The organism is Pseudaestuariivita sp. (assembly GCF_052825805.1).
Map to the genome: position 1 here is coordinate 276,785 of NZ_JBRBVB010000003.1, position 25,420 is coordinate 302,204.

The 25,420-nt window shown below is 64.0% G+C and carries 24 protein-coding genes; 13 read left to right on the plus strand and 11 right to left on the minus strand.

Going from position 1 to position 25,420, the window contains the following annotated elements; translation table 11 throughout:
* Nucleotides 1-92: 92 nt before the first annotated feature.
* A complete protein-coding gene (locus tag ACU0B3_RS05745; protein ID WP_446259869.1) occupies nt 93-710 on the plus strand; it encodes a TetR/AcrR family transcriptional regulator in 618 nt (205 codons plus the stop codon).
* Here the strand turns inward: ACU0B3_RS05745 and ACU0B3_RS05750 are convergent.
* The 7 genes from ACU0B3_RS05750 to ACU0B3_RS05780 all read right to left on the minus strand — a co-directional run bounded on the left by ACU0B3_RS05750 (nt 698) and on the right by ACU0B3_RS05780 (nt 5,635).
* The gene (locus tag ACU0B3_RS05750; RefSeq protein WP_446259870.1) at nt 698-1,903 is read right to left on the minus strand and encodes an MFS transporter; all 1,206 of its coding nucleotides are present in this window, start codon (nt 1,901-1,903) and stop codon (nt 698-700) included. The two genes, ACU0B3_RS05745 and ACU0B3_RS05750, sit on opposite strands and share 13 nt — an antisense overlap.
* Nucleotides 1,904-1,944: 41 nt before the next feature.
* Nucleotides 1,945-2,631 (minus strand): cupin domain-containing protein, encoded by a 687-nt coding sequence (locus ACU0B3_RS05755; protein WP_446259871.1) that lies wholly within the window; start codon nt 2,629-2,631, stop codon nt 1,945-1,947.
* Between the two features lie 4 nt (nt 2,632-2,635).
* Nucleotides 2,636-3,178, minus strand: coding sequence for a TetR/AcrR family transcriptional regulator (locus tag ACU0B3_RS05760; RefSeq protein WP_446259872.1), 543 nt, complete (start codon nt 3,176-3,178; stop codon nt 2,636-2,638).
* Nucleotides 3,179-3,243: 65 nt separating this feature from the next.
* On the minus strand, nt 3,244-3,954 hold the full coding sequence (locus tag ACU0B3_RS05765) for an NYN domain-containing protein (protein ID WP_446259873.1): 711 nt from the start codon (nt 3,952-3,954) through the stop codon (nt 3,244-3,246).
* Nucleotides 3,955-3,965: 11 nt separating this feature from the next.
* Entirely contained in the window at nt 3,966-4,454 is a 489-nt protein-coding gene (locus tag ACU0B3_RS05770) for an N-acetyltransferase family protein (protein ID WP_446259874.1), read from the minus strand.
* Nucleotides 4,447-5,022: an ATP-dependent Clp protease proteolytic subunit gene (locus ACU0B3_RS05775; RefSeq protein ID WP_446259875.1), complete on the minus strand. Its 576-nt coding sequence runs from the start codon at nt 5,020-5,022 to the stop codon at nt 4,447-4,449. The genes ACU0B3_RS05770 and ACU0B3_RS05775 overlap by 8 nt, the downstream gene beginning before the upstream one ends.
* Nucleotides 5,023-5,095: 73 nt before the next feature.
* Nucleotides 5,096-5,635 (minus strand): hypothetical protein, encoded by a 540-nt coding sequence (locus ACU0B3_RS05780; RefSeq protein WP_446259876.1) that lies wholly within the window; start codon nt 5,633-5,635, stop codon nt 5,096-5,098.
* 81 nt (nt 5,636-5,716) lie between these two features.
* Here ACU0B3_RS05780 and ACU0B3_RS05785 point away from each other — a divergent pair, with 81 nt between their 5' ends.
* Entirely contained in the window at nt 5,717-6,640 is a 924-nt protein-coding gene (locus tag ACU0B3_RS05785) for a DMT family transporter (protein ID WP_446259877.1), read from the plus strand.
* Between the two features lie 207 nt (nt 6,641-6,847).
* Here ACU0B3_RS05785 and ACU0B3_RS05790 read toward each other — a convergent pair whose 3' ends face one another.
* Complete coding sequence (locus ACU0B3_RS05790; RefSeq protein ID WP_446259878.1) at nt 6,848-7,960, minus strand: S-(hydroxymethyl)glutathione dehydrogenase/class III alcohol dehydrogenase; 1,113 nt, start codon at nt 7,958-7,960, stop codon at nt 6,848-6,850.
* Between the two features lie 165 nt (nt 7,961-8,125).
* Between ACU0B3_RS05790 and ACU0B3_RS05795 the strand changes: the two genes are divergently transcribed.
* The gene (locus ACU0B3_RS05795; protein ID WP_446259879.1) at nt 8,126-8,323 is read left to right on the plus strand and encodes a hypothetical protein; all 198 of its coding nucleotides are present in this window, start codon (nt 8,126-8,128) and stop codon (nt 8,321-8,323) included.
* An 82-nt stretch (nt 8,324-8,405) separates the two neighbouring features.
* On the opposite strand, the gene ACU0B3_RS05800 is transcribed toward ACU0B3_RS05795, so the two are convergent.
* Both ACU0B3_RS05800 and ACU0B3_RS05805 read right to left on the minus strand, forming a co-directional pair.
* Nucleotides 8,406-9,236 (minus strand): formate/nitrite transporter family protein, encoded by an 831-nt coding sequence (locus tag ACU0B3_RS05800; protein ID WP_446259880.1) that lies wholly within the window; start codon nt 9,234-9,236, stop codon nt 8,406-8,408.
* Between the two features lie 21 nt (nt 9,237-9,257).
* Nucleotides 9,258-9,947: a Crp/Fnr family transcriptional regulator gene (locus ACU0B3_RS05805; protein ID WP_446259881.1), complete on the minus strand. Its 690-nt coding sequence runs from the start codon at nt 9,945-9,947 to the stop codon at nt 9,258-9,260.
* 133 nt (nt 9,948-10,080) lie between these two features.
* Here ACU0B3_RS05805 and ACU0B3_RS05810 point away from each other — a divergent pair, with 133 nt between their 5' ends.
* The 3 genes from ACU0B3_RS05810 to ACU0B3_RS05820 all read left to right on the plus strand — a co-directional run bounded on the left by ACU0B3_RS05810 (nt 10,081) and on the right by ACU0B3_RS05820 (nt 11,618).
* Nucleotides 10,081-10,419: a hypothetical protein gene (locus ACU0B3_RS05810; protein ID WP_446259882.1), complete on the plus strand. Its 339-nt coding sequence runs from the start codon at nt 10,081-10,083 to the stop codon at nt 10,417-10,419.
* Between the two features lie 431 nt (nt 10,420-10,850).
* Nucleotides 10,851-11,015 carry a DUF1328 domain-containing protein gene (locus ACU0B3_RS05815; protein ID WP_446259883.1) on the plus strand — a complete coding sequence of 55 codons (165 nt, stop codon included), beginning with the start codon at nt 10,851-10,853 and terminating at the stop codon, nt 11,013-11,015.
* Nucleotides 11,016-11,120: 105 nt separating this feature from the next.
* Complete coding sequence (locus tag ACU0B3_RS05820; RefSeq protein WP_446259884.1) at nt 11,121-11,618, plus strand: Dps family protein; 498 nt, start codon at nt 11,121-11,123, stop codon at nt 11,616-11,618.
* A 77-nt stretch (nt 11,619-11,695) separates the two neighbouring features.
* Here ACU0B3_RS05820 and ACU0B3_RS05825 read toward each other — a convergent pair whose 3' ends face one another.
* A complete protein-coding gene (locus tag ACU0B3_RS05825) occupies nt 11,696-12,511 on the minus strand; it encodes a response regulator (RefSeq protein WP_446259885.1) in 816 nt (271 codons plus the stop codon).
* 106 nt (nt 12,512-12,617) lie between these two features.
* On the opposite strand from ACU0B3_RS05825, the gene ACU0B3_RS05830 reads away from it, so the two are divergent.
* The 7 genes from ACU0B3_RS05830 to ACU0B3_RS05860 all read left to right on the plus strand — a co-directional run bounded on the left by ACU0B3_RS05830 (nt 12,618) and on the right by ACU0B3_RS05860 (nt 25,368).
* The gene (locus tag ACU0B3_RS05830) at nt 12,618-12,836 is read left to right on the plus strand and encodes a NepR family anti-sigma factor (protein WP_446259886.1); all 219 of its coding nucleotides are present in this window, start codon (nt 12,618-12,620) and stop codon (nt 12,834-12,836) included.
* Nucleotides 12,833-13,384, plus strand: coding sequence for an RNA polymerase sigma factor (locus ACU0B3_RS05835; RefSeq protein ID WP_446259887.1), 552 nt, complete (start codon nt 12,833-12,835; stop codon nt 13,382-13,384). Before ACU0B3_RS05830 ends, ACU0B3_RS05835 begins: the two co-directional genes overlap by 4 nt.
* Nucleotides 13,385-13,396: 12 nt before the next feature.
* Entirely contained in the window at nt 13,397-15,136 is a 1,740-nt protein-coding gene (locus ACU0B3_RS05840; protein ID WP_446259888.1) for a histidine kinase dimerization/phosphoacceptor domain -containing protein, read from the plus strand.
* Between the two features lie 155 nt (nt 15,137-15,291).
* The gene (locus ACU0B3_RS05845) at nt 15,292-18,150 is read left to right on the plus strand and encodes a hypothetical protein (RefSeq protein ID WP_446259889.1); all 2,859 of its coding nucleotides are present in this window, start codon (nt 15,292-15,294) and stop codon (nt 18,148-18,150) included.
* 380 nt (nt 18,151-18,530) lie between these two features.
* Nucleotides 18,531-20,408 (plus strand): hypothetical protein, encoded by a 1,878-nt coding sequence (locus ACU0B3_RS05850; protein ID WP_446259890.1) that lies wholly within the window; start codon nt 18,531-18,533, stop codon nt 20,406-20,408.
* A gap of 161 nt (nt 20,409-20,569) precedes the next feature.
* Nucleotides 20,570-22,096 carry a calcium-binding protein gene (locus tag ACU0B3_RS05855; protein ID WP_446259891.1) on the plus strand — a complete coding sequence of 509 codons (1,527 nt, stop codon included), beginning with the start codon at nt 20,570-20,572 and terminating at the stop codon, nt 22,094-22,096.
* 143 nt (nt 22,097-22,239) lie between these two features.
* Complete coding sequence (locus ACU0B3_RS05860) at nt 22,240-25,368, plus strand: calcium-binding protein (RefSeq protein WP_446259892.1); 3,129 nt, start codon at nt 22,240-22,242, stop codon at nt 25,366-25,368.
* Nucleotides 25,369-25,420: the final 52 nt, after the last annotated feature.

A 25,420-nucleotide genomic window follows, 5' to 3' on the forward strand; every position in this document is an offset into this window, starting at 1 on the left:
TACCACCCCCTACCGCCCCGTCAAGCAGCGCTCACCTTGCCCCGACGGCTCGGGTCAGGTACTCCTTACGCCTCGAATGTTGAGATGTCACGATGACCGCTGCTCCCACCGGCATCCGCAAGGGCCGCAAGTTCGACGATGTGCTCGAGGGCGCCCGGCAGGTCTTCATGGCCGACGGCTTCGAAGGGGCGAGCGTGGACGACATCGCGCGCGCCGCCGGCGTCTCCAAGGCGACGCTCTACAGCTACTTCGCCGACAAACGCTTGCTGTTTATCGAGGTGCTGCAGACGGAGTGCGGACGCCAGGCCGAGATCGCCATCGACCAGATCGACATGACCGCACCGCCGCGCGAAACGCTGCACCGGTCGGGGCGGCACTTCCTCGACATCCTCCTGTCGCCCTTCGGGCAGGAGATGTTCCGCACCTGCATCGCCGAAAGCGACCGGTTCCCGGAGATCGGGCAGGCGTTCTACGGCTCGGGCCCCGAGATCGTGCGCGCCACGATGATCGCCTACCTCAAGGGTGCCATCGCACGTGGCGAGCTGGTGATCGACGACGTGGACCTCGCCGCCGACCAGTTCCCCGAGCTCTGCAAGGCCGAGCTCTGGCTCAAGCTGATGTTCGGCATCCAGAAGGAATTCACCGAAGACGAGCTGCAGCGGATCGTGACCGGCGCGGTCGACACGTTCATGGCGCGCTACGGCGCCTGATCCTCGAGCGGCAGCCGGCGCGCCGTCCACCAGAGCGCCAGCCACAGCGCCAGACCGAGCAGCGCGTAGGCACCAAGCACCCGCGCGAGCGCGGCGAACGTCATCGTGTCCGCGCCCTGCGCGCCGCCTGCCGCCAAGAACAGCGAGCCGGCAAACACAAGCCGCGCCACGAGGCTGACAAAGCTGAGGAAGGTCGCCCGCACTTCATCCGCCAAAAGCGGCTGGATGCGCGCGGTGATGAACGCCCGCGCGAGCGCGTCCGGCAACTTGCGCAGCACGAGGAAAAGGATGGCAAAGGCCGTCTGGCTGACGGCCAGCACGGCCGTCAGCGCCACATGCGCCGCAAATGCCACCAGCAGCAACCGCGGCAACCCCAGCGCCCGGCGCGCGGGCAGTGCAAGCCAGGTCCCGGCCACCGACACCGCCATCATCAGCGCCGTCACCAGACCGCTGACCAAGGGCGCCTCGGTGCCAAGGCCCACGCCATCGAGCGCGGCGGCGATGAACGGCTGGCCAAAGACAAACGGGATATGCCCGAGGATATACATCCCCACCATCAGCGCGAGCAGCCACAGCAACACGGGATGACGCAGCGTGGCGCGCATCTCCCCGAACCGCTGCGCCTCGCTCACCTGCGGCACGGAATGCGGCAACCGGAACTGCCAGGTGATCGCCAGCTGTGCGCCATGCGCGAGCGCCGTGGCGAGGAACGGCAGCGCGGGCGACACTTGTGCAAAAAGCCCGCCCGTGACCGCCGAGACCGCGAGCGCGGCAAAGGACATCCGCCAGGCGCGCAACTCCTCGCGGGCGACGTCGTCCTGCCGGCCCTCCGCACGCAGCGACTCGTAAAGGAGCGCGCTGTCGGTGCCGGAGGCAAACGCGCCGCCCGCCCCGAGCAGCACCATCCCCGCGAGCAGAATGGCGTACCCGGTCCCGAGGTAGAGGAGCAGCGCCCCGAGCGCTCCGGCTACCGCGGCAAGCAGCAGCGTCCGGCGCCGCCCGACGCGGTCCGAAAGATAGCCCGACGGCACTTCGAGCAGCGTGATCGACAGCTCCAACGCGGCATAAAGCGCAATGGCGCCCGCCGCCGTGACCAGCCCTTCGAGGTAGAGAAACCAGACCGCCTGCCAGAACATCAGGTTCTTGGCAAAGGCGTACCAGGGGTAGAGCCGGATATTGCGCGCGGCGGACATAGGCGAAGCCTAGCAGGCCCGCTCGGCGGCGCGAGATAAACTTACGGTGCGTCCTGCCAGCGGGCAACGTGGTCCGGTGTCAGGTGACCGGTCTTGACCCAGATCAGACACCCGTCGTCCGACCATGGCGCGTGTTGCGACAGATGCGGCGACCGGATCCAGGTGCCTGCGGGATAGGTGCCGTGCTCATCCTGAAAGGTGCCTTCGAGCACAAAGACCTCTTCCCCGCCCCAATGCTGATGCGGGGTGAAGCGGGTGCCCGGCGCCCAGCGCACCAGCGCGACATTTTCCGAAGGGTGGGCATGCAGAGGCAGCACCGACAGCCCCTCCACAAGGCCAGGCCGAAAGGCGGCGGCCTTGGTGTCGATGACGACCTCTTCGGTGTCCGTTTGGTCGAACTGGTGCAGCTTGACGAGGATCGTGCACCCTTCATCCGTGTGCGGGGTGTGCCACGTGCCGATCGGGTTGCGCACGTAAGTGCCTGCCGGAAAGTCGCCCGTCTCGTCGCTGAAGGTCCCGTCGAGCACGAAATATTCCTCGCCCCCGCCATGCGTGTGCGCGTCAAAGGCGGAGCCCGCGTCGAACCGCACCAGCGTCGTCGCCCGCGCGACCTCATCGCCCACCCGGTCGAGCATCTGGCGCGCGACACCTGCTGCCGGAGAGGCCACCCATTCGCGATCCTCGGGCCTTAAAACCACGCGCTGCTCAAAGTCGGCATTGACGCGCACGGGCCTACTCCTCGCGCTTGAGGCTGGCGAGAAACGGTGCGGTTGCCGCATCGTACCGGCGGATGTCCTGCGTGCTGCGCGCCATCAGCTGCGCGCCCTCCACCAGAGCCAGCACGCTTTCAGCCTCCTTACCGCTGCGCCCGTGCGCCTCGAGCGCGGCGCGGAGCCAGCCCAGAACACCGGTGTGAAACGTGCCAAGCGCGTCCCGCACGTCCTCGCTCAGGCTGTCCCGTCCGGCGCTGAACGCCACGCAGAGGCAGAGCGCCTCCCCCTCCCGCGCGCTGTCACGGTAGAGGTCCACGAACCGCTCGAGGCACCGGCGCGGGCTCGCGGAGGTCTCGGCAATCTCGTCCAAGGCGCCAGCCACTTGCGCCGTGTAGCGGACGATCAGCGCTTCGGAGAGCTTGGCCTTGGTCGCGAAATGGTGGTGCACGCTGGGCTTGGCAATCTTGGCGTGCCGCGCCAGATCGGCAAAGCTGAAGGCGTCGAAGCCGCGCGTCCGCGCAAGGAGTTCGGCCTGATCGAGGAGGGTGGTTCGCATATCCATGATTGCCTACCTATCATTAGGCAGGCGATTATGCAAGTGCAGCATTTTCGTGCTTGGTAGAGGCGTCAGTCGCGCCGCCGCACCATCAGCTGGTTGCCGTCCTTACGGGTCTCGAACCGTTTGATGCCCTGCACCAGATCGCTCAGCTTGCGCTTTCCGTAGCTGCGCGTGTCGAAGTCGGGCGAATGCGCCTGCATGTACTGGCCGAGCGGGCCAAGCGCATACCACTCGTCGTCCTGCTCGATCTTTTCCATCGCGTTGAGAATGAGCGGGATCGCGTCGTTGGGGCTTTGCTTGCGCGCGGGCGCTTCGCCTTTTTGCTCGGGCTCGGGCTCTTCGACGATGTTCTCGATCAGTATGAACCGGTTGCAGACGTTGCGCAGCGCCTCCGGCGCCTTGGCCTCGCCGATGCCGATCACGTCAAGCCCTTGTTCGCGGATGCGGTTCGCGAGCGCGGTGAAATCGCTGTCGGACGACACCAGCACGAACCCGTCGAACCGCCCGGTGTGCAGGATGTCCATCGCGTCGATCACAAGGCCGATGTCGCTGGCGTTCTTGCCCACGGTGTTGGCCGTCTCCTGATGCGCGACAAGGCCGAGGTCGCGCACCGTCTTGGACCAGTTGCCCAGCCGCCCGGACGACCAGTCGCCGTAGACGCGCCGCAAGGCCGGCTCGCCGATGGCGGTGATCTCCTTCAGCACCGGGCCGGCAAACTTGGCGGGGATGTTGTCGGCGTCGATCAGGACGGCATAAAGCGGGCGGTCGCGGTTGGGCATAGGCCCTCCAGTCAGAGTGTTTTGAACATCACCAGCGCGTCGACATAGCCGTGTTTCGGGTGATCATAGGCGCCGGGCAGACGCCCAACGGTTGCAAAGCCGTGGCGTTCCCAGAGCCCGATCGCACCGGTGTTGGTGGCAATCACAAAGTTGAACTGCATCGCACGATAGCCCATCTGCCTCGCGATGTCTTGGGAGTGCGCGAGCATCGCCGTTGCCATTCCCTGCCCGCGCGCCTCGGGGTCCGTCACGTAGCCGCAATTGCACACATGCGCGGCACGGCCTTCTCCGTTCGGGCGGATGTAGTAGGAGCCGATGAGGCGATCCGTCTCGGCGACAAATACGCTCCGTCCGCCGGACCACCAGTAGTCCGAGGCTGCCTTGCCAGTGGTGGAGGGATCTACCGCATAGGTCTCCCCCGCCGCGAAGACCGGGGAGAGGAGCGCGGCGACTGTGTTTGCGTCAGACGGGACCGCCGCGCGAAGGGTAAGGTCAGCCAAGCTCGCTTGCCGAGTGGATCACCTTGCCCAGGAGGCCATAGTCGATGGCCTCGCTGGTCGTCAGCCAGAAGTCGCGCTGCGTGTCCTCGGCGATCTTTTCCGGCGTCTGGCCCGTCGCCTCGGCAAAGATGCGGTGGAACCGGTCGCGCATCGCGATGATCTGCTCGGCCTGGATCGCCATGTCCGACGCCGTGCCGCCGATCCCGCCCGAGGGTTGGTGCAGCAGGAAACGTGTGTTCGGGAGGCAGAAGCGGTTCTCCTTTTGCGCCCCGATAAAGATCAGCGCGCCGGCGCTTGCCACCCAGCCCGACCCGATGCAGCGCACCACCGGTTTGATGAACTTGATCATGTCGTGGACCATGTCACCGCTTTCGACGTGACCACCCGGCGACGAGATAAAGAGGTTGATCGGATCGTCGCCGTCCTCGGCCAGCGCGAGCAGGTGCTGCGTCGTGCGCTGCGCCAGCTTGTCGTCGATCCCCCCGGTGATCAGCACGTTGCGCGATTTGAAGAACCGCTTGGCGATGTCGTCGCTGGTCTGTTCGGGTGTAGTGTTTTCTTCGCTCATCGGCCGTGCCTCACATGGTCTGTTGCGGCGAACATAACCCTCAAGGGGCCAAGCGCAATGGGGCGCGGGGCTTTCACCTCTTTGAGCGGTCTCCTTTGCCCGGGCGCTGGGGCGTTTCGGCAAAGGACGGCGCCAGACCCGCAAAGAGATCACCCGTCGCCGCGTCGCCGTTTGGCCGGTCGTACCGGAGCATCCACGGCAGCGGTTTGGCAACCTCTCCCGCCTCATGCCATGCAAAGTATCCCAGCGCGCCCGGCGCCGGGATCGGAGTGATCTCGCGCGCGTTTTCGAGCACGAGGCCGCAAGCTCCGCCAAACCACTCGCTGTCCGAGCGGTCGATGATGTCGACCACCTCCACCACGCCAATGATCGCCCCACGCACAAGCGTTTCGGGGCGCGGGCAGGTCACGCCGTGTTTGGCGAGCCGCCAGTGCCCCCATTGGAACTCGTCCTGTTTGAGGCCGGTGGCGGCATGGATGCACACCCAGCCGCGTGTCATGCCGCCCGCCCGGATCGCGCCCGCGCTGCGGTTCTCGATCGGTTTGTGGCCCGCCACGATGGCCCAGGCCCAGGGCTGGCGCACGGAAAGGGCGAGGGGCGGGAGGTCTTGCATGTCCGGCAAGATAGTGGCGCAAACATCATGTGCCAGATGGACGGCGCCGTCTGCACGCCGTAGGCTACTGGTCGAGACCTCATGCCAAACCACTCCGTTCCCCTGACGCCCCCGCCCGAGGGGCAAAGCGATCTGCCGCGCATGCAGCGGCGCCGCGTGCTCGGGATCGCGACGATGGCGTTCGGGTTCTTCCTCTTTGCGATGGTCGACAGTCTGGCCAAGTATCTGACGGACCACTTCCACCCCCTTCAGATCGTCTGGTCGCGTCAGTTGGGGCTGCTGACGGGCGTGCTGATCCTCCTCGCGCTCAAGGGCGCGTCGATCCTGCGCACGGAGCACCGGCGCCTGCAGATAACGCGGGGCGTGCTGGCGGCCTTGTCCGCGGCCCTATTTATCTACGCGGTCAAGTACGTCCCGGTCGCCGACGCCGTCGCGATCTCGTTCGTGGCGCCTTTCATCGTCACGCTTCTCGGTGCGCTGGTGCTGGGAGAGACCGTGGGTCTGAGGCGCTGGATTGCGGTGACCATCGGCTTTGTCGGCGCGCTGATCATCATTCGGCCCGGGATGGGCGTGATGCACCCGGCGGGGATGCTGGTGGTCCTGGCAGCGACGCTCTTTGCGCTCCGGCAGATCCTGTCGCGCACTTTGGCGGGTGCCGATTCCACGCTCACGACGGTCGCGTATACCGCCATCGCGTCGAGCGCGGTGCTGAGTGTGCCGGTGCTCTTTGTGTGGCAGACGCCTGAATGGGGTCTACCACTGGCGCTGTTGGTGACGATGGCTGTCATCGCAGCGGTGGGCGAGACGCTGATCATCCGTGCGCTGGAGCTTGCCGAAGCCGTCGTGCTGGCGCCCCTGCACTACACGATCCTGATCTGGGCGACCTTTTACGGCTGGCTGATCTTTGACGATCTGCCGGATGTCTGGACGTGGGTGGGCGCGGCGGTGATCGTCGTGTCGGGTCTTTACACATTGCACCGCGAACGGCTTGCGAAGGCGAGGTGAGGGGGCATCGGCTGAAGCCTACGATAGTATCGCCTAGCAAACCGTAGTTCGCGCGCCGTCCCGCGGGGTGGCGCAATCGCGCCGCCCGTTTTGCCGGAGGCAAACCTTCGGTTTGACGGGGCGGGTCGGCGCGGCCTGACAGTACCTGTCAGGCGGGTGCTTTGCTTAGGGCGAAAGTTATAAAGCCACGACGCCGACCGCGATAAATCAGAACACCACAACCGAGCGGATCGACTCGCCTGCGTGCATCAGATCGAACCCCTTGTTGATCTCATCGAGCGACAGCGTGTGAGTGATCATCGGGTCGATCTCGATCTTCCCGTCCATGTACCAGTCGACGATCTTCGGCACATCCGTGCGCCCCGACGCCCCGCCGAACGCCGTGCCGCGCCAGACGCGGCCGGTAACCAACTGGAAGGGACGGGTGGAGATCTCGGCACCCGCGGGCGCAACACCGATCACGATGGATTCGCCCCACCCTTTGTGCGCCGACTCAAGCGCCGCACGCATGACCTGCACGTTGCCTGTCGCGTCAAAGGTGTAGTCGCCGCCGCCGCCCGTGAGCTCCACCAGATGCGCAACCAGATCGCCCTCGACCTCGGACGGGTTCACGAAATCGGTCATGCCGAAGTGCTTGGCCATCTTGACCTTTTCGGGGTTGAGATCGACGCCGACGATCTGATCGGCACCCGCAAGCCGCAACCCCTGGATGACGTTGAGCCCGATCCCGCCGAGGCCAAAGACGATGGCACGGCTGCCGATCTCCACCTTGGCGGTGTTGATGACGGCGCCGATGCCCGTCGTCACGCCACAGCCGATGTAGCAAATCTTGTCGAACGGCGCGTCCTGCCGGACCTTGGCGAGCGCGATCTCAGGAAGCACCGTGTGGTTCGAGAAGGTCGAGCACCCCATGTAATGCAGGATCGGCGTGCCATCGAGCATCGAAAAGCGCGAGGTCCCGTCCGGCATCACCCCCTGCCCCTGCGTTGTGCGGATCGCCTGGCAGAGGTTCGTCTTGGGATGCAGACAGTACTCGCATTGCCGGCACTCGGGCGTATAGAGCGGGATCACGTGGTCGCCTGGCTTGAGCGACGTCACGCCCGGTCCGCACTCCACCACGACGCCCGCGCCCTCGTGCCCGAGGATGGCCGGAAACATCCCCTCGGGATCGGCGCCGGACAGCGTGAACTCGTCCGTGTGGCAAATGCCGGTCGCCTTGATCTCGACGAGGACCTCGCCCTCCTTGGGTCCGTCGAGGTTCACTTCCATCACCTCGAGCGGTTTGCCGGCCTCAAGGGCCACGGCTGCACGTGTGCGCATTTTGTCTTTCTCCCTTTGTCGTGGATGAGCGTTGGACGAATTGCCCGTGTTTTCAAGCACCTCCGAGAGTTACGAAAGGAAGCCGGACAGAGTGTGACTTGACGAGGCTGGAACCCATTGCCCGGGCGCCACGTTGATCAAAGGAACACCCGGAAAGGAGACACCATGTCCGCATCCGAAACGAACATCGAAAAGCAGACCAAGCGCCACATCGGCCCGCTGGCCGGAATGGCGCTGTGTGCCACATTTGTTGCGCTGCTTTACCTCGGTTACATCCTCTTGCTCGCCGAGCGCGGTCAGGAGCCTCGCGAGGCCACCGAAGGCGCAGAGGGCGCAGCAGTGACGGCACCCGTCACAGAGTGACCGCGCACCTTTGAACGCGAGAAAGCCGGGCCTTTGCCCGGCTTTTCTTTTACGTGTCTGTTTTCTCCGCCAAAAGGTCCTGTCAGTCATGCACCTCATGCCGGATCTGCGCCCAGGTCAGCATGGTAAAGACAAGCGTGCCGCCCACCACATTGCCGGCAAGCACCGGCAGGAAAAACTCGAACACCGCGGGGCCCAGCGCCAGCTCGCCCAGCACCAGCAGGTAGGCCATCTCGACGGAGCCCGCGATGATGTGCGTGAAATCACCCGCCGCGATGAGCCACGTAAAGAGGATGATCAGCGTCACACGGCCCGAATCGGCGCTCGGCATCATCCACACAAGCGCCGCGATCAGCACGCCGGCCGGAATACCCCGCACAAAACTGGTGTAGGCGCCCATCTGCGTCGCGTGTTTCGAGAGGTCGGCAAAGATCGCCTTGAGCTCCGGCGGCAGCGTCGGGGTAAAGGCGTAAAAGCTGGCGATGGCAAACGCGCCGACGATGTTGGCGAAAAGCACGACCGCCCACAGCTGCGCCGTCCTGCCGAGGCAGCCACGCGGGTTCATCATCACCGGGACGACCGTGGTAATCGTATTCTCGGTAAAGAGCTGCATCCGCCCGACGATCACGAGCAGGAAGCCCAGCGAATATCCGAAATTCTCGATGATGTGCCGCCAGGACGTGTCCGGCAGGGAGGCACGCAAGACCGCCTCGGCCAACACCGAAAAGCTGATCAGCAGCCCAGCGGCAACGCCCGACCAAAAGAGGGACGCTATCGGGCGCTTGAGCTCTTCCTCGCCTTCCCGCCGGATCGTTTCGAAAACAAGGCGCGCCGAGAGGCCGGCCGCCTCCTCGACCGCCTCGCGCTCTTCGATGTCGTGCGTTGTGTCGCCCACAGGCGTGGCGTCAACCATAGTGCACCTCCGGTGCGGCGATCAGATCAGCGGGCGCTTTTCGACCTTTTCCTTGTCCACCAGCCCCAGCTCGCCCAGGCGGTCGAGGTCGGGGATGTGCAGCTGCCCGGCGGTCCAGGTGGCGACGCCATCAGCGCGCAACTTGGCAAGCGTCTTGTTGGTGTGCACCAGCGACAGACCGAGCGCATCCGCAAGGTCCTGCTGCTTGAACGGGAGCGCGCAGCGGTTGTCTTCTGATACCATGTCCACGGCAAGCGCACGTGAAAAGATGCGGTGCAGGCTCCACGCGATCTTTTCCATCGCGCCGTGTTGACCCAACCGCGAGAGCGCGTCCCCCAAGAGGTGCTCTTCCATCGCGGCAAGGTAGGTGAGGTCGAACGCCCGCTGCGGATTGGTCTTGAAGATCCGCCAGACGTCGGCACGATTGAACACGCACAGCGTCATTTCCGTGGCCGCCTCGACCGCGTGCGACATCTCTCCCATAACGCCCGCCTGCAGGCCCAGAAAATCACCTGGCATCACGAAGTTGATGACCTGGCGTTGACCGTCGGCGGTCGTTTTGTAACGCAAACCCATACCCGCCAGAACGGTGTAGAGTTGCGGTGTGTGCGCCCCCTCGACAAAGAGCTGCGCGCCAGGCCCCACCACCATCTCACCCGTCTTGAACGCCTGCATCACGGTGAGGTCCTCGGCGCTGAACTCATCAAACACCTCGAACCGGCGAAGGGGACAATGCTTACAATCGACTACCATTTTTTCGCTCGCGCTATGTCGCAGTTTAATGCGCGACCGAGGGGGTGGCTGTTAACATTTGACGGTTGCCAAACAGCCAATGGGGTCCCGCGTGGAACATCCCTTCTTTGCCATCGCCACGGCCAACGAACTTGAAGCCGTCGATCTGTCGGATATCTTGTCGGAGAATCATGGCTTTAACTCCCATCGCGTAATGCTGAGTGCGCCGCTGGCGGCGCCACAAGGATTGCCGAGCGACGGCTTGCCGAGGGCGATCTTCATCGGCCTTCCCAGGCCCGATCCGCGCGCCAAGATGTTGCGGATATGGGCAGAGGAGAAGGGTGTGCCTGTCATCACGATCAACGGTGGCGACCCTCATTCCAAGGAGCCTCTTCTGGCGCGTCCATTCGTCGAGGCCGACGTGGCGCGCTTGCTCGACGACTTGCCATAGGAGCGCTGTAGGAACGCGATCAGAAACGGGCCGCAGATTACGGCAACGTAGATGGCGCCGAGGCTCCAAAAGGCGATATCGGGTCCAAAGGCATTCGTCAGAACAAGCCAGGCGATCGCGGTTACGAACACCACGCTGACAGCGCCTATCAATGATCCTACGGCGCTTTTCGACACGTAGTCGAGGATGCGTTGGGTGACGCTGCCAGCCTGAAAGTTGAGCCCGCCCAGCATTACAGCTTCCAAGTGTCGGGCACAGTGTAGGCGGCGCGAAAGGCAGCATGCTTCGCAAAAATCATACTTAGAGATCGTCCTATGTCTTGTTACGTCCTCAACCCCGCGCCTCCGGCTAAGGTTCCATGCCGTGTTATGGAACTTCGGGGAAAAGATCGGCGTTGAATCGACAATTCAATGCCAGAGGAAGGAGGCCACATGCTGACATGGGCCCTCACATTTCTGGCCGTCGCGATTGTCGCTGGGGTCTTTGGCTTCTCCGAAATCGCCCTCGCCTCGGCAGAGGTCGCGCAGATCACATGCGTTGTCTTCCTGCTGCTCGGGCTCGTGGCTCTGGTCGTCCGATGGGCAGATCAGGAATAGGCGGCCAGCGATTGCGACACGAAGCAGCGTCTTGCGCTGCGCACAGACCCAATCCAGGCGGCGCGCATTTTTTTGCCGCCGCACACGAACGAGAAAGGACAAGTAATGTCACATCCACTTTCTGTCATGCCGTCGAATGAGGACGTCAATACTGGCGTGCGCGATGTCGAAGGCATCGCCGATGGTTTGGCCGACGTTCTGGCCGACACCTACCGCCTGATCTTCAAGACCCACGCCTACCACTGGAACGTGGAAGGACCGCTTTTCGTCTCGCTGCACACGCTTACCGAAGAGCAGTACGAGGAGATGTTTCAGGCCGCTGACGTGCTGGCGGAGCGCATCCGCGCGCTGGGCCGGCTTGCGCCCATGTCCATGGCGGACATCGTGTCGCGCAGCAATATCGAGGACCGCGGCGACCGTCCGTCGGCTGGTGATATGATCGCCGATCTGGCATCGGATCACGAGCGTGTTGCTCATCGCATGCATGCGCTGGTGAAGCTCTCTGGATCGCATGAGGATCCGGTGACCGAAGACCTCGCCACCGAGCGCGCAGCATTCCACGAGAAAGCCGCCTGGATGCTGAGGGCGCTTGGCAAGTCGTGATTGCCGGTCCGGTGCACACATGAAAAAGGCCCGCAGCGCGAACTGCGGGCCTTCGTTTTTTCGGTCAAGTGAGAGCGTCAGACCTTGAGCGTTTCAGTGGACGCAAAGAACATCGCCTGGCTGACGGCAGAGCGCACTTGCTCCGGCGCGTAAGGTTTGGAGATCAGGAACGCCGGCTCCGGCCCTTCGCCGGTCAGGAGGCGCTCCGGGTAGGCAGTGATGAAGATGACCGGGATATCGCCCTGATCGGCCAGAATGTCGTTCACCGCGTCGATGCCCGACGAATTGTCCGCGAGGTGAATGTCCGACAGGATGAGGTCCGGTTTTTCTTGCTGCGCCAGATCGCGGGCGGCGTCGGCGGTGCGTGCAACACCTGTGATCTTGTGACCCATTTCAGCCACGATGGCCTCGAGATCGACCGCGATGATCGCCTCGTCCTCGATGATCATCACGCGGCCAGAGAGGGACTGCCCCATCTCTTCATAGGCGATCGACACCAGCTTGGACGCCTCGTCAGCGGTGATCGTCATCACTTCGGCGATCTGCGTCATCGACAGCTCTTCGATCGTGTGCAGAAGCAGCGCCTCACGCGTATTCGTCGTAAGCTTTGCCAAGTGCCGCTGCGCGCGTGCCTCGACTCCGGAATCCGTGTCAGCGGCATCGATCGTCCCGCCGGTTGTGCTCCAGATCGTATGGAATACCTTGAAGAGGGCCGTTTTCGCGCCCAATTCGCGATCATAGACGCCGGGATCGCTCAGGATGGCCTCGAGCGCCGCGACGGCATATTGGTCACCAGAAGACTGTGATCCGGTCAGCGCTCGCGCGTACCGGCGCAGGTAAGGCAGGACGGCGCCGAGTTCTGTACTAATGTCATCGGACGGGGAAAGTGTCATAGATCGTTGGTCTCACAAATTGTGAATTTCTGGGGAACCAAACGCAGAGCGCTACGTTTGGTTCCAAGTTATATGTACTAACGCAAGCTTAGGTAGTCCGCAGATCATGTCGCAAGATTCACCAGATTCCAGCGTGCAGCGCCAGATAGACGAAAATCTGCGGCGTGTTTACGACGACGTCTTGCGACAGGATGTGCCGGATCGTTTTGCGGATCTGCTTCAACAGCTGAAGGAAGGGCAGTCGGCCGCGCCCTCTGCACCGACGTCGCAACCCGATCAATCCACAACGCAGATGACCTCTTCGACTGATGAGGGACCGGCATGAGCGAGGCCGACCCCAGAGACGAACTGGTCACCCACCTCGGAGCCATGCGGGCGTTCGCGATGTCGCTGACACGCAACAGTGCGACGGCAGACGACCTTGTGCAGGACACGCTCGTCAAAGCCTGGACAAACATCGAGAAATTCGAAGTTGGCACCAACATGCGTGCGTGGCTGTTCACGATCCTCAGAAACACCTATTACTCGATGCTGCGCAAACGTCGGCGCGAGGTCGCGGACGTTGACGACACTCTGGCGGGGCTCATGGCTGAAAAGCCAGCACACGATGGGCGCCTGCAGATGCGGGACTTTGAAGGTGCTTTTGCACAGTTGACACCCGAACAACGCGAAGCGCTGGTCCTTGTTGGCGCGGAGGGTTTCTCTTACGAGGATGCCGCGGCGATGACCGATGTTGCCGTCGGAACCGTTAAAAGCCGCGTTAATCGCGCGCGCGCTCGATTGGCAGAATTGATGCACTTGAGCGAAGATGAAGCGATCGAGATGACCGATCAGGTGACACAAGCCATTGTGAACAACGCACCTGCAGCTTAAGTCTGGAGGGGCATGCTTCGGGAGACGACGAACCGCGCCCGCAGTCTGACTGCGAGGCTTTTGGGGCTCTTGACGTTTGCCCTTTTTCCGCTCGCGCTGATTTCCCTCTATCAGACGCAAGCTGTCGTTGACGAAGCCGAGGCCCTGTCCCGGACAGCGTTGCTGTCGGACACGCACCGTGCCATCGCTGCAGAGCGCGAGTTGTTGCAAGAGGCGTTCGGCGCAGCGCAGGGCCTGGGCTCAGCGGCACTTAACACCCAAGGCAATGTCGAGCTTTGCCGCGCCGTCATGTCCGACTTTGTGCAAGCCCACGGCCAGTTCATCTTTGCCGGCTTTATCCAGCCGTCTGGTTTGATGACGTGCACCTCTTCAGGGACGGAAGTCGATTTCTCGGGCTCCCCCAATTGGGCGGAAGCGCGGAACAATCCGACCAGCCGGATCGCCGCGACACGCAGCGGCGAGGTCACCGGCGAGTCTGTCATCATCGCCAGCCAACCGGTTTTCGCCGCCGGCGAATTTGCCGGGTATACCTCGATCTCGATCCCGCACAACATTGCCAACGTGCTGCTGCCGGACCTCAGCCAATACGGCGAGATTTCGATCGCGACGCTGTCTGCCGAAGGCGTCGTTTTGTCGGCCTCCAATGGATTCGAAGAAGGCGAGCGCTTGCTCCCGCAGGACATGGACCGCAGCGCGCTTTTCGGCCGGGTCAACGAGACCTTTGACCGGATCAGCATGGACGGCGAGCGCCGCAAATACGCGGTGATCCCGATCTACCCGGGCAAGGTGCATGCGGTGGGCAGCTGGCCGATCTCTTCGCAGCGGTCCAGTCCGCTCACCCGTGACACCGATGCGCCGCTGGCTTTCCCGATCCTGATGTGGCTCGTCGGCATCGCGGTGGCCTGGCTTGGCCTGCACAATCTGGTAATCCGCCACGTCCAGGACGTGCGCGACGCTATGCGCCGCTTTGCCCTCGGCGAGCGTGACCACCCGCAGCTCAGCCTGCAGAACCCGCCCGAAGAGTTTGCCCAAGCCGAGCGCTCCTTCAACCGGATGGTGCGGATCCTCACCGAATCCGAAGAGCGGCGGGAGGCAGATCTGCACGACAAGACAGTGCTGTTGCGCGAGGTGCACCACCGGGTCAAGAACAACCTGCAGTTGATCGCCTCGATCACAAATATGCAGATGCGGCAGGTGCGCTCCAAAGAGGCGCATACTGTATTGGCACAGCTGCAGCGCCGGGTGCGCGGGCTCGCGACGATCCACCAGAACCTCTATTCGACCCCCGATCTGACGATGGTCGACGCACGCCAGCTGATCAAAAGCATGGTTGCGCAAATGAACCAGATCGGCGGACGGACGCGGCAGGCGCCTTCGGTCAAGACCGACCTCGATTCGGCCATGCTCTACCCCGATCAGGCCGTGCCGCTTTCGATGCTGGTGGCCGAGGCGTTGAGCAACGCGTGGAAATACACCAGCGCGCCGGACGGAAAGAAGCCGCATCTGATGGTACGGCTCAAGCAGCAGCCCGACGAGATGCTCCGACTCGAGATTTGCAACTCCGTGGTGCGCGACAAGGTGAACGCGGATGCAGAACCTTCGGACGGTTTGGGCACGCGCCTGATGGACGCGTTTGTCGCGCAGCTCGAAGGGCAGAGCGAGACCGAAAAGACAGATGACGAGTATCGGTTGATCGTGACCTTTCGCCCCAGTGACTTTCAGTCCGGTGAGACCGCCCAGGACCTTGCATAAGCACGCGAAGGTATCCGCGCCAACTCCATAACCCTCTGACTTTACGTAAAATTCGCGCCGTATTGGCGTGAAAGGTCGCGCTGCGGTCACAAATCCGGCCCGCCCTGTGCCGCACCCTTTGGCCATCTCTGCTCCCGGGACGAAAGGAGTGAGAGATGGGTGTGACGCTGCAAGTCAGCGGACAAGTCGGCGCGGGTCTGGGCGACCTGGGAACCGGGATCAGCGACCTCATGGTGGTCGATGGTGCAGTGCTCGCCGTCTCCGGGCGCTCGGGTGGACTGATGAGCGTCGACATCACCTCGAGTGGCAGCGCACGGATCAGCGACCAGGCCTGGTTCACGCCCGGCATTTCCGGCGCGGTGGACGGCCAGCTGAGCCTGATCGACGCGCAGAACGGCACCTACGCCGTGGTCGGCGCCGCAAACGCAGGCCGCCTGATCGCTTACCAAATTACAAGCGGCGGCGGGATCGGATCGCAGCGCAACCTCGACGGTAACGGCCTTGGCCGTGGCGGGGACGGCGCGCTCCGCATGCAGGACGAAGACGGTCTGGTGTTCGTGGCCGGCGCGGATGGCGTGCTGCGCTGCTTTTCCCCGTCGGGCGCCCAGCGCTTTGCGCCCGGACCGACGGTTGCAGACACCAACGACAGCCACCACGCCAACCCGACCGCGCTCGCCAGCGTCGAGATGAACGGGCAGACCTACGTGCTGACCGCAAGCACGCTCGACACGGGCGTCTCGGCCTATCGCGTTTCGAACTCCGGCCAGATGACGCTGACCGGCGCCGCCGGGGTCACATCGGGCCTTGGCCTTTACGAGACGCCCGTTGCGCTCGAGACCGTGGCGGTGGACGGGCGGACCTATGTGATCGTGGCCTCGGCCTCGGAAAGCGGCGACGGCGCCGCGCTCAGCGTGCTCGAGTTGACGGCGGGCGGAGATCTGGTGGTCACCGATCATATCCTCGACGGCCTCGCCTCGCGCTTTGGCCGGGTGAGCGATCTCAGCGTGACCACGCACGACGGCTGGACCTACGTCGCGGCGGCAGGCGGGGATGGCGGGATCAGCCTCTTTACCCTGATGCCGGGCGGGCAGCTCCTTGCGCTCGACACGATCGAAGGCAGCGCGGCAAGCCCGATGGCCAGCCTCAGCGCGCTCGAGCTCACGGTGCAGGCCGGGCGGCTGCACGCGTTTGCCGCAAGCCATGCAGAGGTCGGGTTGACGCATGTGAGCGCGGACCTTGGCCGGCAGGGGCAGACCTACAACGGCTCGGTCGGGCACGACCAGATCACCGGCACGGGCCAGAACGACGCCCTTTACGGAGGGGCGGGCGACGACCGGCTGCGCGGGAACTCCGGCGACGACATCCTGCGGGACGGCGCCGGGCGCGACACGCTCGAAGGCGGCAACGGCGCGGACCTCTTTGTGATCGACGCAGACGGCGAACGCGAGCAAATCCGCGGGTTCAACCCGGCAGAAGACCGCATCGACCTGTCGCTGATCCCGTTCGTCTACGGCCCGGACAGCGTGCAAGTCACGCCCACGGGCTGGGGTGCGCGGCTGATCGCACGCAGCGAGGTGATCGAGCTGCGCAGCCACACGAACAGCCAGCTGTCGGTGGAGCAGGTGATGAACGCCATCGTCTGGAACACGGACCGCCCACCGCTCATCCTGCAGGAAACGCGGCAAGGCAGCGGCGCGGGCGACACGCTCGAAGGGTCGGACAGCGGCGACATCATGTCGGGCCTCGGCGGTGCCGATCGCCTCGACGGGGGCGGCGGCAATGACGAGATCTTTGGCGGCGAAGGCAGCGACACAATCGACGGCGGCGCTGGAGATGACACGGTGGACGCAGGCGTCGGGCGCGACCGCGTCTCCCTCGGCGGCGGCAACGACTATTTCACCGATGACGCCTCGGGCGGCTCCCGCGGATCGGACACGATCTTGGCCGGGCCGGGCAACGACACGGTCGACGCCGAAGGCGGCGGGGATTTTGTCTACGGACAAGCCGGCCGGGACCGCATCTGGGGCGGCGAGGGCAATGATCGGCTCTACGGCGGGAACGGCGCGGACACGATTTCGGGCGAGGACGGCGACGACCGCGTCTGGGGCGGCGGCGGACCAGACCTCGTCTACCTCGGGGGCGGAGACGACGCGTTTTACGACACCGGCCAGGCCGGCAGCGCGGGGCGCGACGTCGTCTTTGGCGGCTTGGGCAACGACACGCTGCAAGGGCGCGGCGGCGCGGACCGGCTTGATGGAGGGCCGGGCAACGACCGCATCAACGGCCGACAGGGCGACGATTCGCTGATCGGCGGCGACGGCAACGACCGGATGACAGGCGGCGCCGGAGACGACACGATGTCGGGCGGGGACAACGCCGACGTGATGTTTGGCGGGGCGGGCGCGGATTCGGTCAACGGCGGAGGCGGCAACGACGCGATCCGGTCCGGCGCAGGGGCCGACGCCGTCTGGGGCGGTGCGGGCGATGATAGCGTCTGGGGTGGCTCGGGCGCCGACCGGATCTGGCTCGCTGGTGGAGACGACGCCTTCTTCGACTCCGGTCAGGCGGGCGAGGCGGGACGCGACACCGTCTTTGCCGGCGACGGGAACGACACGCTGCGCGGCGGTGGCGGCAACGACAACCTCTACGGCGAGAACGGCAACGACATCCTGCAAGGCGGCGGCGGCAGTGACCGCCTCTTTGGCGGCGCCGGGAACGACACGTTCTTCGGCGGTCAGGGCAATGACATCCTGCAGGGTGGCGGCGGGCGAGACCGGTTCGTGTTCCGCGAGAATTCCGGGACGGACACGATCCTCGGCTATGAAACGCGGCAAGACCAGCTCTTCCTCGACGACGCGCTCTGGGGCGGTCGCAACCTTTCGGTCTCGCAGGTGCTGGACCGCTACGGCTCTGACGAGCGCACACAGGTGCGGCTCGACTTTGGCGCCGAAGAAATCGTGGTAACGGGCGTCTACGACATCGACGACCTCGAGCGCAGCATCACGATCATCTGAGAAAACGTTCCGCCCTGCTCCGAGGTCTGGAAAACCCGCCTATGCCGAGCGCAAAGCACTCGCCAAACTGCGCAGTTCAATGCGCGTTCAGTCGTTTCAAAAGGCGATCCTTCTGGAAAGGAAACAGCCGGCCATTTCGAGTGGGCCGGCTTGTCGGGTTTCGACAGCCAACAACATCGCAATGCGTGGACAGTTGGCCCCGGAGCACAAGGCTGCTGACGGATGCGAAACGCGCTGCTATCGTTCCAACAGCCGTAGCGGGACAGGAGCCGCGCGGACTGACGGTTGTCTGACATTCATTACGCGCGGGCGGCCTCGATGGGACAGATTTGCCCACCTCGGGCAAGACAATTTTTGAGAAGTTTTAGGGAGAGCCAGCCATGACAACCGGCCTAAGCGTGATTGACCCGAACCTGGTGCCAGCGGGAGGGCTGCCGTATTGGGTCGAAGCCTTTGCCCCCGTCCGGCGGTTTGGCTCCGGCGACGAAGTAACCAAAGCCGAAGTGGTCACCTATGGCTTTGTCACCTCGGGCCTGACGCCCCTCAACGAGCCGCTTCGCAATCCGACGGAGGTCGAAAGAGACTCGATCCGGGGGCAGCTGGAGGAACTCGCAAAGTTCAGCGGCATCAGTTTTGTCGAGGTTCCCGAAGACGAGGCGCAGATGCGCATGGCGGTCTCGAACGTGGAGGATGCAACCGCCTTTGGCCGGGCATGGCAGTACACGCAAATTCCCGTTTTCGTCGTGGCCTACGACTCGGTCTACACCGCGCCGCGCACATTGGCGGAAAACACCTACATCTACGTGCACGAGGCACTTCACGGTGTCGGGTTCAAGCACTCCACCGAGGCTTTTGGAAGCACGCACAGCGTCGTGATCCCTGAGGAAGAAGAGACCGGAACCACACTCTTCGGGCGCTGGACAAGCGCGTGGGACGGCGGGCTGCAGCTTTTTGACATTGCAGCGATGCAATACCTCTACGGTGTCGATGAAACCTTGCGGACAGGTGACGATACGTATGTCCCGATTTTGGGCGCCTACGATCCACAAACCAAGGCCAATGACCCCCTTTTGTGGGACGGGGCGGGCCACGACGTCATCGACCTGTCGAGCGCGCAGGGCGCGGTGAATGCGGGTCTTTTGCCGGGCAAGCTGTACCAGGTGAACACGACCAGCGAGCTGATCCTCGACCCCGGCACCTTTTCGATCAACTTTGGCTCGCAATTCGAAGAACTGATCGCCTCGGATTTCTCGGACACTCTGCTTGGGTCATTTGTGGATGATACGATCCGAGGTGGATCGGGCAACGACACGATCACAAGCGGAAGCGGTCATGACATGGTCTATGGACAGGCCGGATTCGACCGCATCGTCACTCAAACTGGCAACGACACCGTCGTGGGCGGCAACGGGCGCGACTTTGTCGAGCTGGGCAGTGGCGACGACCTGTTTCAGGACAACCCCCAATCCGGGCTGAGTGGCAGCGACCGCGTGTTTGGCGACGACGGAAACGACACGTTTCAGGGCGGCGGTGGCAACGACCAGTTTTACGGCCAGAACGGCGACGACCTGATCCTGGGCAGACAAGGCAACGACTCGGTCTACGGCGGCGCGGGCGACGACACCATCCGCACGGGCGCCGGCAACGATGTGACCTTTGGCGGCAAGGGCGCGGACCTCGTCTACCTCAACGCCGGGGACGACTCGTTCTTTGACACAGGCGAGGGCGTGGCCGACACGGTCTACGCCGGTCGGGGCGACGACTACGTCCAGGGCGGCGGCGGCGCGGACGTCCTTTACGGACAGCTTGGCGACGACGTGATCTACGGACGCAATGGCAGCGACAAGATCTACGCGGCAGCCGGATCGGACACCATCTTTGGCGGCGCGGGGAACGACGTGATGTTTGCAGGCGCCGGCACCGACAGCGTGGAAATGGGCAATGGCGCAGACACCTTCTTTGACACCGATCAGGGCGGCGCGGCGGGCTCGGACACGATCACGGGCGGCTTTGGCGCGGACCGGTTCGTGTTCAATGGCGCGACCGGCGCGGACGAGATCACCGACTTCCAAGTCGGGATCGACACGCTGCGCATCGCGTCTGCCAGTGTAGGTGGACGGTCGGCGGCACAGGTCGTGAGCGATCTGGCAAGCCTTACCGCGGATGGTGCGGAGATCGACATGGGCGGTGGCAACGTTATCACGCTCGATGGCGTGACGTCCCTGTCCGCGCTTGCGAGTGACATCGAGATTTTCTGATACGTCATTAATTAAACGGGGTGTTTAACACAACGTGTCCTTTGACATGTTTGCCTTTCGAAAGTGCGCCGGGTCGGGAAATCCGTAGTTGCGAGCCGGCGATAAGGCGGTAGCGTGGCGCCAATTCCTTTCCAAATGACCGCATGACATGGAGCACCGCCATGACGACGATTACGCTGAACGGTTACAAGTTTTTCGAGAACGAGTTTGTGGAAATTACCTCCTACGGCCCGACGACGCTGACCTGGGAGTTTGCAGGCAGCCCATCGGGATTCACGTATTCCTACATCAACCCGCCGATCCCGCTCGGGGAATTTCCTCCGTTTGCGGATATCGAGACGACACTGACCGACATCAAATTTGACGGTGTCTCCGCGATCAACGATCCTGATTTCAGCTCGCCCCCACTTATCTCGTTGGCGCAAACGCCAACCACCTCGACCGTGTTGCTCACCTATATCGAGGCTGCCGGGAACACCTCCTACGGGTACGTGTTCGAGCTTGGCGGGGATCCGATCCTCGCGGGCTTTGACGCCGAATCGTACAACGAGCTCAAGGACGACCCGGATTACAGCAGCGAAAAGATCACCACCGGCACCTTTGCACCGGGCACGTTCATCCCGTTCTCCGCAATCGGCGGCGCAGCGGGCTCGGGCGGCGACGGAGGCGGCACAGCGCCCCCGATGACCGGCGCGGGCGATGACGAAGTCTTTGGCGGACCAGGCGCGGACACCATCGACGGAGGCGCCGGCAACGACACGATCTACGGCCAGGATGGCGGCGACCAGCTGACTGGCGGTGCAGGCGAAGACGTCGTCTATGGCGGGAACGGCCCGGACGTCGTGCGCCTCGGCGCGGGCGACGACATCTTTAACGATAACGCGCAGGGCGCCCCACTTGGGAACGACACCGTCTACGGTGACGACGGCGCGGACTCGATCATTGGCGCAGGTGGCGATGACGCGTTCTACGGCAACCAGGGCCAGGACCGGATCTTGGGTGGTGGCGGAAACGACGCGCTCTTTGGAGGGAATGGCGCGGACGCGCTCTTCGGCGGGAACGGTGCGGACACCATCGACGGCGGTCGCGGGCGGGACGAAGCCTTCCTCGGGAATGGGAGCGACGTCTACCGCGACAACGGCCAGGGCGGCGGCGCCGGCCGGGACACTGTCTATGGCGGAAACGGCAACGACACGATCCAGGGCGGCGGCGGCGCGGACGAGTTCAACGGCGGACGCGGCAAAGACCTGATCTACGGCCGCAATGGCGCTGACGAGCTCAACGGCAACGGCGGCTCGGACACGATCTATGCCGGGAACGGCGCAGACGACGTCGAAGGCGGGTTCGGGCGCGACCGCGTGTTCCTAGGCAATGGCGCCGACACCTACGAGGACGCCGACCAATCCGGGCCCGGCGGATCGGACACGATCACCGGCGGAAACGGCGCGGACACGTTTATCTTTGACGACGAGACCGGTGCCGATGTCATCACCGACTTCGAGATTGGCGTCGATACGCTGGAGCTCAGCTTGGAGGCCGCAGGCGGACGCAGCGCCGCGCAAGTGGTCAGCGATCTGGCGAGCGTCACGGGAACGGGGGTCGAGATCGACCTCGGGGACGGGAACACCATCACGCTGAATGGTCTGACCTCGACCGCAGGGCTCGCGAGCGACATCGACATTCTCTGAACAAGCCTGCGGAAAAGTGTTGCGGACGCAACTCGGGGTGCTAAGATTTTGGCGTCCCGAGTTCTCCTATTTACCTGATCTTATTTATGATTCCGGGTGCATTGCGCGCCTGATCGACACTTTATACGTGAGAGGAATGTCCCATGACACAGGTGCTCGCTCCTGTTGGCTTTGGTTCCAATTTTGGCGAAGTCGTCGCGCTGAAGGGTGGCGGCTACATGGCGGTCTGGACGCATCTGGTGAATGCGATCGTGCCGATCCCGAACGTCGACGATGACCAGTTTCAGGCCGTCCTCGGGCGCGTCTTCAATGCCGACGGCACACCGCGCGGCGAAGTCTTCCAGGTCAACCAGTCGACCGCAGCCTCCGGTCAGAGCCAGGCCGACATCACCGTGCTCGAGAACGGCAACGTGGTTGTGGCCTGGACCGACGGGCCGTCCTTTACCGACGGCGCCGTCGACGCCTACGCGCGGGTGCTGACGCCGACAGGGGCGGCGGTCACGGATGAGTTCCTGCTGTCGTCGAACACGGATGGCGACCAGCGCCTGCCAAAGGTCGCCGCAGACGACCGGGGCGGGTTTGCCGCCGTCTGGTTCGACGGCGCCGACCCCTTCAGCAACACCGACGAGGCGATCTTTGCCCAGCGGTTCGACGCGACGGGCAACAAGATCGGGCCGCAGATCTACGTCGACCGGCAGAACGGCGACGAAGACAACGAGCTGCTGCATATCGGCGACGGTGTTTTCACCTCCGTCGGCGAGGGCGGCACGACCTTCGACATGGACGAGACTTACGACTGGTTCCAGGGCATCCTTCAGTCGGCCCGGACCGGCGGCAACGGAGAGGCGAGCTTTAACCCGTTCAACTTTGCCGACGACGCAATCACGGACGGGAACGGAACGCAGATCGCGATCTTGTCGGGTGCCTTCGCGCCGAGCCTGTCCTTCTGGAAGGCCGAGACGCGCGACAATTTCCAGACTGGCGAGTTTGGTGACGGCACGCCCGTGCCCGACACAATCGTGACGCTCAACACCTCGAACGAGGCGATCACCAGCTCCTTCATACAGCTCGATTTCAACGGCGAGTCCCGCCCGGACGGCGTGGACTTCAACCCGCAGACCTTCCAGCAAGCCGCCGTGGCAGGCACCTTCCTGCCGAGCGGCAACTTTGTCGTCGTGTGGAACGCTATCTCCGGCGGCACGCAGGACGAGCCGGAGTTCTCGCTTTACGCCGCGACGGTCAGCCCCAAGGGCTTTGTCCTCTCACCGACACAAGTGATTGCAGAAGACGTCCAGGGCGGTCCGCTCGCCCCGCCGTTCGTCGCCGCCGGCGGCGGTGGCAAGATTTTTGTCGGATGGACCGGCACGACGGACCGGAACGGCGAAGGCACGGTCGAGCTCTTTGGCGGCGTCTTTGACGTACCGGGCGGCAACGTGGACGCGTTCATCGGAACCACCGACAGCGACACGATCATCGGCACGGTCGACGGACCGGGGACCGAGTTCGACGCATACCTGCTCGAAGGCGACGACCTCTTCATCGAGGGCGACGCAAGCTTTAACGCCATCGTCTGGGCGATGGAGGGCGACGACACGTTTGTGGCCACCTCGGGAAACAACACCTTTGGACGATTTGCCAGCGGGCTCGGCTACGACACGCTTGATCTGTCGCGTCTGGATGCGGGGCTCGAGAATTTCTTCACCTCGCCTACCGCACGGGTCGAGAATAATGATTCGAACCAGCAGGCAAGCTACGAAAAAGTCATCGGCACGAAGTTCGCCGACGACTTTCGGCTTGGGCCCGCGATCTTTGGTCCGTTCGACAGTGTCGACATCGAGGATGAAGAGCGCCCGATGATCCACGCGGAGGACGGCAACGACACGATCAATATCTCGGCGACTTCCGCGGGCGTCATCGACGGTGGCCGGGGTACCGACGTCGTCGCGACCTTCCTCAATTTTAATGATTTCGAGTTCTCGTTCGAAGGCGACCACTATCGCCTCGCGCCGCTTTACGAGCCTTTCGGCGACGAGCCGCCTTACGTGCGGCCCGGGTACGAGTTGGAGCTGCGGTCCATCGAGCGCGTCGAATTCGCCGACCGCACGATCACGCTGCAATCCACGCCGACCCGCGACTCGGGTGGGTACGAAGGCAGCCTGACCGGCGGCGGCGGTGGCAACACTGGTGGCGGTGGTGGAGGTGGTGGCAACAACACAGCCACCGGCGGAGCCGACACGCTTATCGGCAACGGACAGGCCAACACCATCAACGGGCTGGGCGGCAACGACACCATCCGCGGACTGGGCGGGGCCGACTCGCTGACCGGCGGACGCGGCGCGGACGAGATCTATGGCGGCGGCGGCGCCGACACGATCATCGGCAACCAGGGCGCGGACACCGTCGTGGGCGGGAACGGCCCGGACCTGGCCCGGCTTGGCGCCGGCAATGATGTCTACAGCGACACCGATCAGGGCGGCGCGGCTGGCGTCGACCGGGTCTTTGGCGGCGCGGGCGACGACACGATCAGCGGCGGCGGCGGCAACGACGTGCTGCGCGGGGAGACAGGCGCGGACGAGCTGCGCGGCGGCGCCGGCGCGGACAAGCTCTTTGGCGGCGGCGGCGGCGACGTCTTGTACGGTGGTGCGGGCGCAGATGAAGTCACGGGCGGCAATGGACCGGACCGGGCCTTCCTCGGGCAGGGCGGTGATAAGTACTTTGACAACGGTCAAGGTGGCGATGCCGGCCGTGACACCGTGTTCGGAGGCGCGGGCAATGACACTATCCAGGGGGGTGGCGGCGCGGACGACTTCTACGGTCAGGCCGGGGCCGACATCATCAACGGACGCGCCGGCAGCGACCTGATCCTGGGTGGCAACGGCGCTGACATCCTGACCGGCGGTAACGGAAACGACACGATCAACGCAGGGCGCGGCGCCGACACAGTCGACCTTGGCGCGGGCAATGACCGGTTCGTCGATGTCAGCCAGAGCGGCGCCTTTGGCTCGGACACAATTGCCGGCGGCGGCGGCGCGGACCGGTTTGTCTTTGCCGGTCAGACGGGCGCGGACGTGATCACCGACTTCCAGGTCGGGATCGACACGATCCAGCTGAACTCCGGCATGGTTGGCGGGCGCAGCGCCTCAGATGTGATCGACGATCTGGCCAGCGTGACCGCCACGGGCGTGGAGATTGACCTCGGAAACGGCAACTCCATCACGCTCAGCGGGCTGACAACGACCAGTGGCCTCGCCGGGGATCTCGACATCCTCTGACGCAATCAAACCGGGGCGGGCGCACCTGCCGCGCGTCCCCGATTGACGCAAG

What these genes read in the sequence shown, in the direction of transcription:
- ACU0B3_RS05775 (WP_446259875.1), bottom strand. Translation starts at nt 5,022, where the DNA reads ATGAGCGAAGAAAACACTACACCCGAACAGACCAGCGACGACATCGCC.
- ACU0B3_RS05855 (WP_446259891.1), top strand. Translation starts at nt 20,570, where the DNA reads ATGACGACGATTACGCTGAACGGTTACAAGTTTTTCGAGAACGAGTTT.
- ACU0B3_RS05745 (WP_446259869.1), top strand. Translation starts at nt 93, where the DNA reads ATGACCGCTGCTCCCACCGGCATCCGCAAGGGCCGCAAGTTCGACGAT.
- ACU0B3_RS05825 (WP_446259885.1), bottom strand. Translation starts at nt 12,511, where the DNA reads ATGACACTTTCCCCGTCCGATGACATTAGTACAGAACTCGGCGCCGTC.
- ACU0B3_RS05845 (WP_446259889.1), top strand. Translation starts at nt 15,292, where the DNA reads ATGGGTGTGACGCTGCAAGTCAGCGGACAAGTCGGCGCGGGTCTGGGC.
- ACU0B3_RS05795 (WP_446259879.1), top strand. Translation starts at nt 8,126, where the DNA reads ATGTCCGCATCCGAAACGAACATCGAAAAGCAGACCAAGCGCCACATC.
- ACU0B3_RS05765 (WP_446259873.1), bottom strand. Translation starts at nt 3,954, where the DNA reads ATGCCCAACCGCGACCGCCCGCTTTATGCCGTCCTGATCGACGCCGAC.
- ACU0B3_RS05820 (WP_446259884.1), top strand. Translation starts at nt 11,121, where the DNA reads ATGTCACATCCACTTTCTGTCATGCCGTCGAATGAGGACGTCAATACT.
- ACU0B3_RS05785 (WP_446259877.1), top strand. Translation starts at nt 5,717, where the DNA reads ATGCCAAACCACTCCGTTCCCCTGACGCCCCCGCCCGAGGGGCAAAGC.
- ACU0B3_RS05815 (WP_446259883.1), top strand. Translation starts at nt 10,851, where the DNA reads ATGCTGACATGGGCCCTCACATTTCTGGCCGTCGCGATTGTCGCTGGG.
- ACU0B3_RS05800 (WP_446259880.1), bottom strand. Translation starts at nt 9,236, where the DNA reads ATGGTTGACGCCACGCCTGTGGGCGACACAACGCACGACATCGAAGAG.
- ACU0B3_RS05790 (WP_446259878.1), bottom strand. Translation starts at nt 7,960, where the DNA reads ATGCGCACACGTGCAGCCGTGGCCCTTGAGGCCGGCAAACCGCTCGAG.
- ACU0B3_RS05840 (WP_446259888.1), top strand. Translation starts at nt 13,397, where the DNA reads ATGCTTCGGGAGACGACGAACCGCGCCCGCAGTCTGACTGCGAGGCTT.
- ACU0B3_RS05760 (WP_446259872.1), bottom strand. Translation starts at nt 3,178, where the DNA reads ATGGATATGCGAACCACCCTCCTCGATCAGGCCGAACTCCTTGCGCGG.
- ACU0B3_RS05830 (WP_446259886.1), top strand. Translation starts at nt 12,618, where the DNA reads ATGTCGCAAGATTCACCAGATTCCAGCGTGCAGCGCCAGATAGACGAA.
- ACU0B3_RS05750 (WP_446259870.1), bottom strand. Translation starts at nt 1,903, where the DNA reads ATGTCCGCCGCGCGCAATATCCGGCTCTACCCCTGGTACGCCTTTGCC.
- ACU0B3_RS05850 (WP_446259890.1), top strand. Translation starts at nt 18,531, where the DNA reads ATGACAACCGGCCTAAGCGTGATTGACCCGAACCTGGTGCCAGCGGGA.
- ACU0B3_RS05780 (WP_446259876.1), bottom strand. Translation starts at nt 5,635, where the DNA reads ATGCAAGACCTCCCGCCCCTCGCCCTTTCCGTGCGCCAGCCCTGGGCC.
- ACU0B3_RS05860 (WP_446259892.1), top strand. Translation starts at nt 22,240, where the DNA reads ATGACACAGGTGCTCGCTCCTGTTGGCTTTGGTTCCAATTTTGGCGAA.
- ACU0B3_RS05835 (WP_446259887.1), top strand. Translation starts at nt 12,833, where the DNA reads ATGAGCGAGGCCGACCCCAGAGACGAACTGGTCACCCACCTCGGAGCC.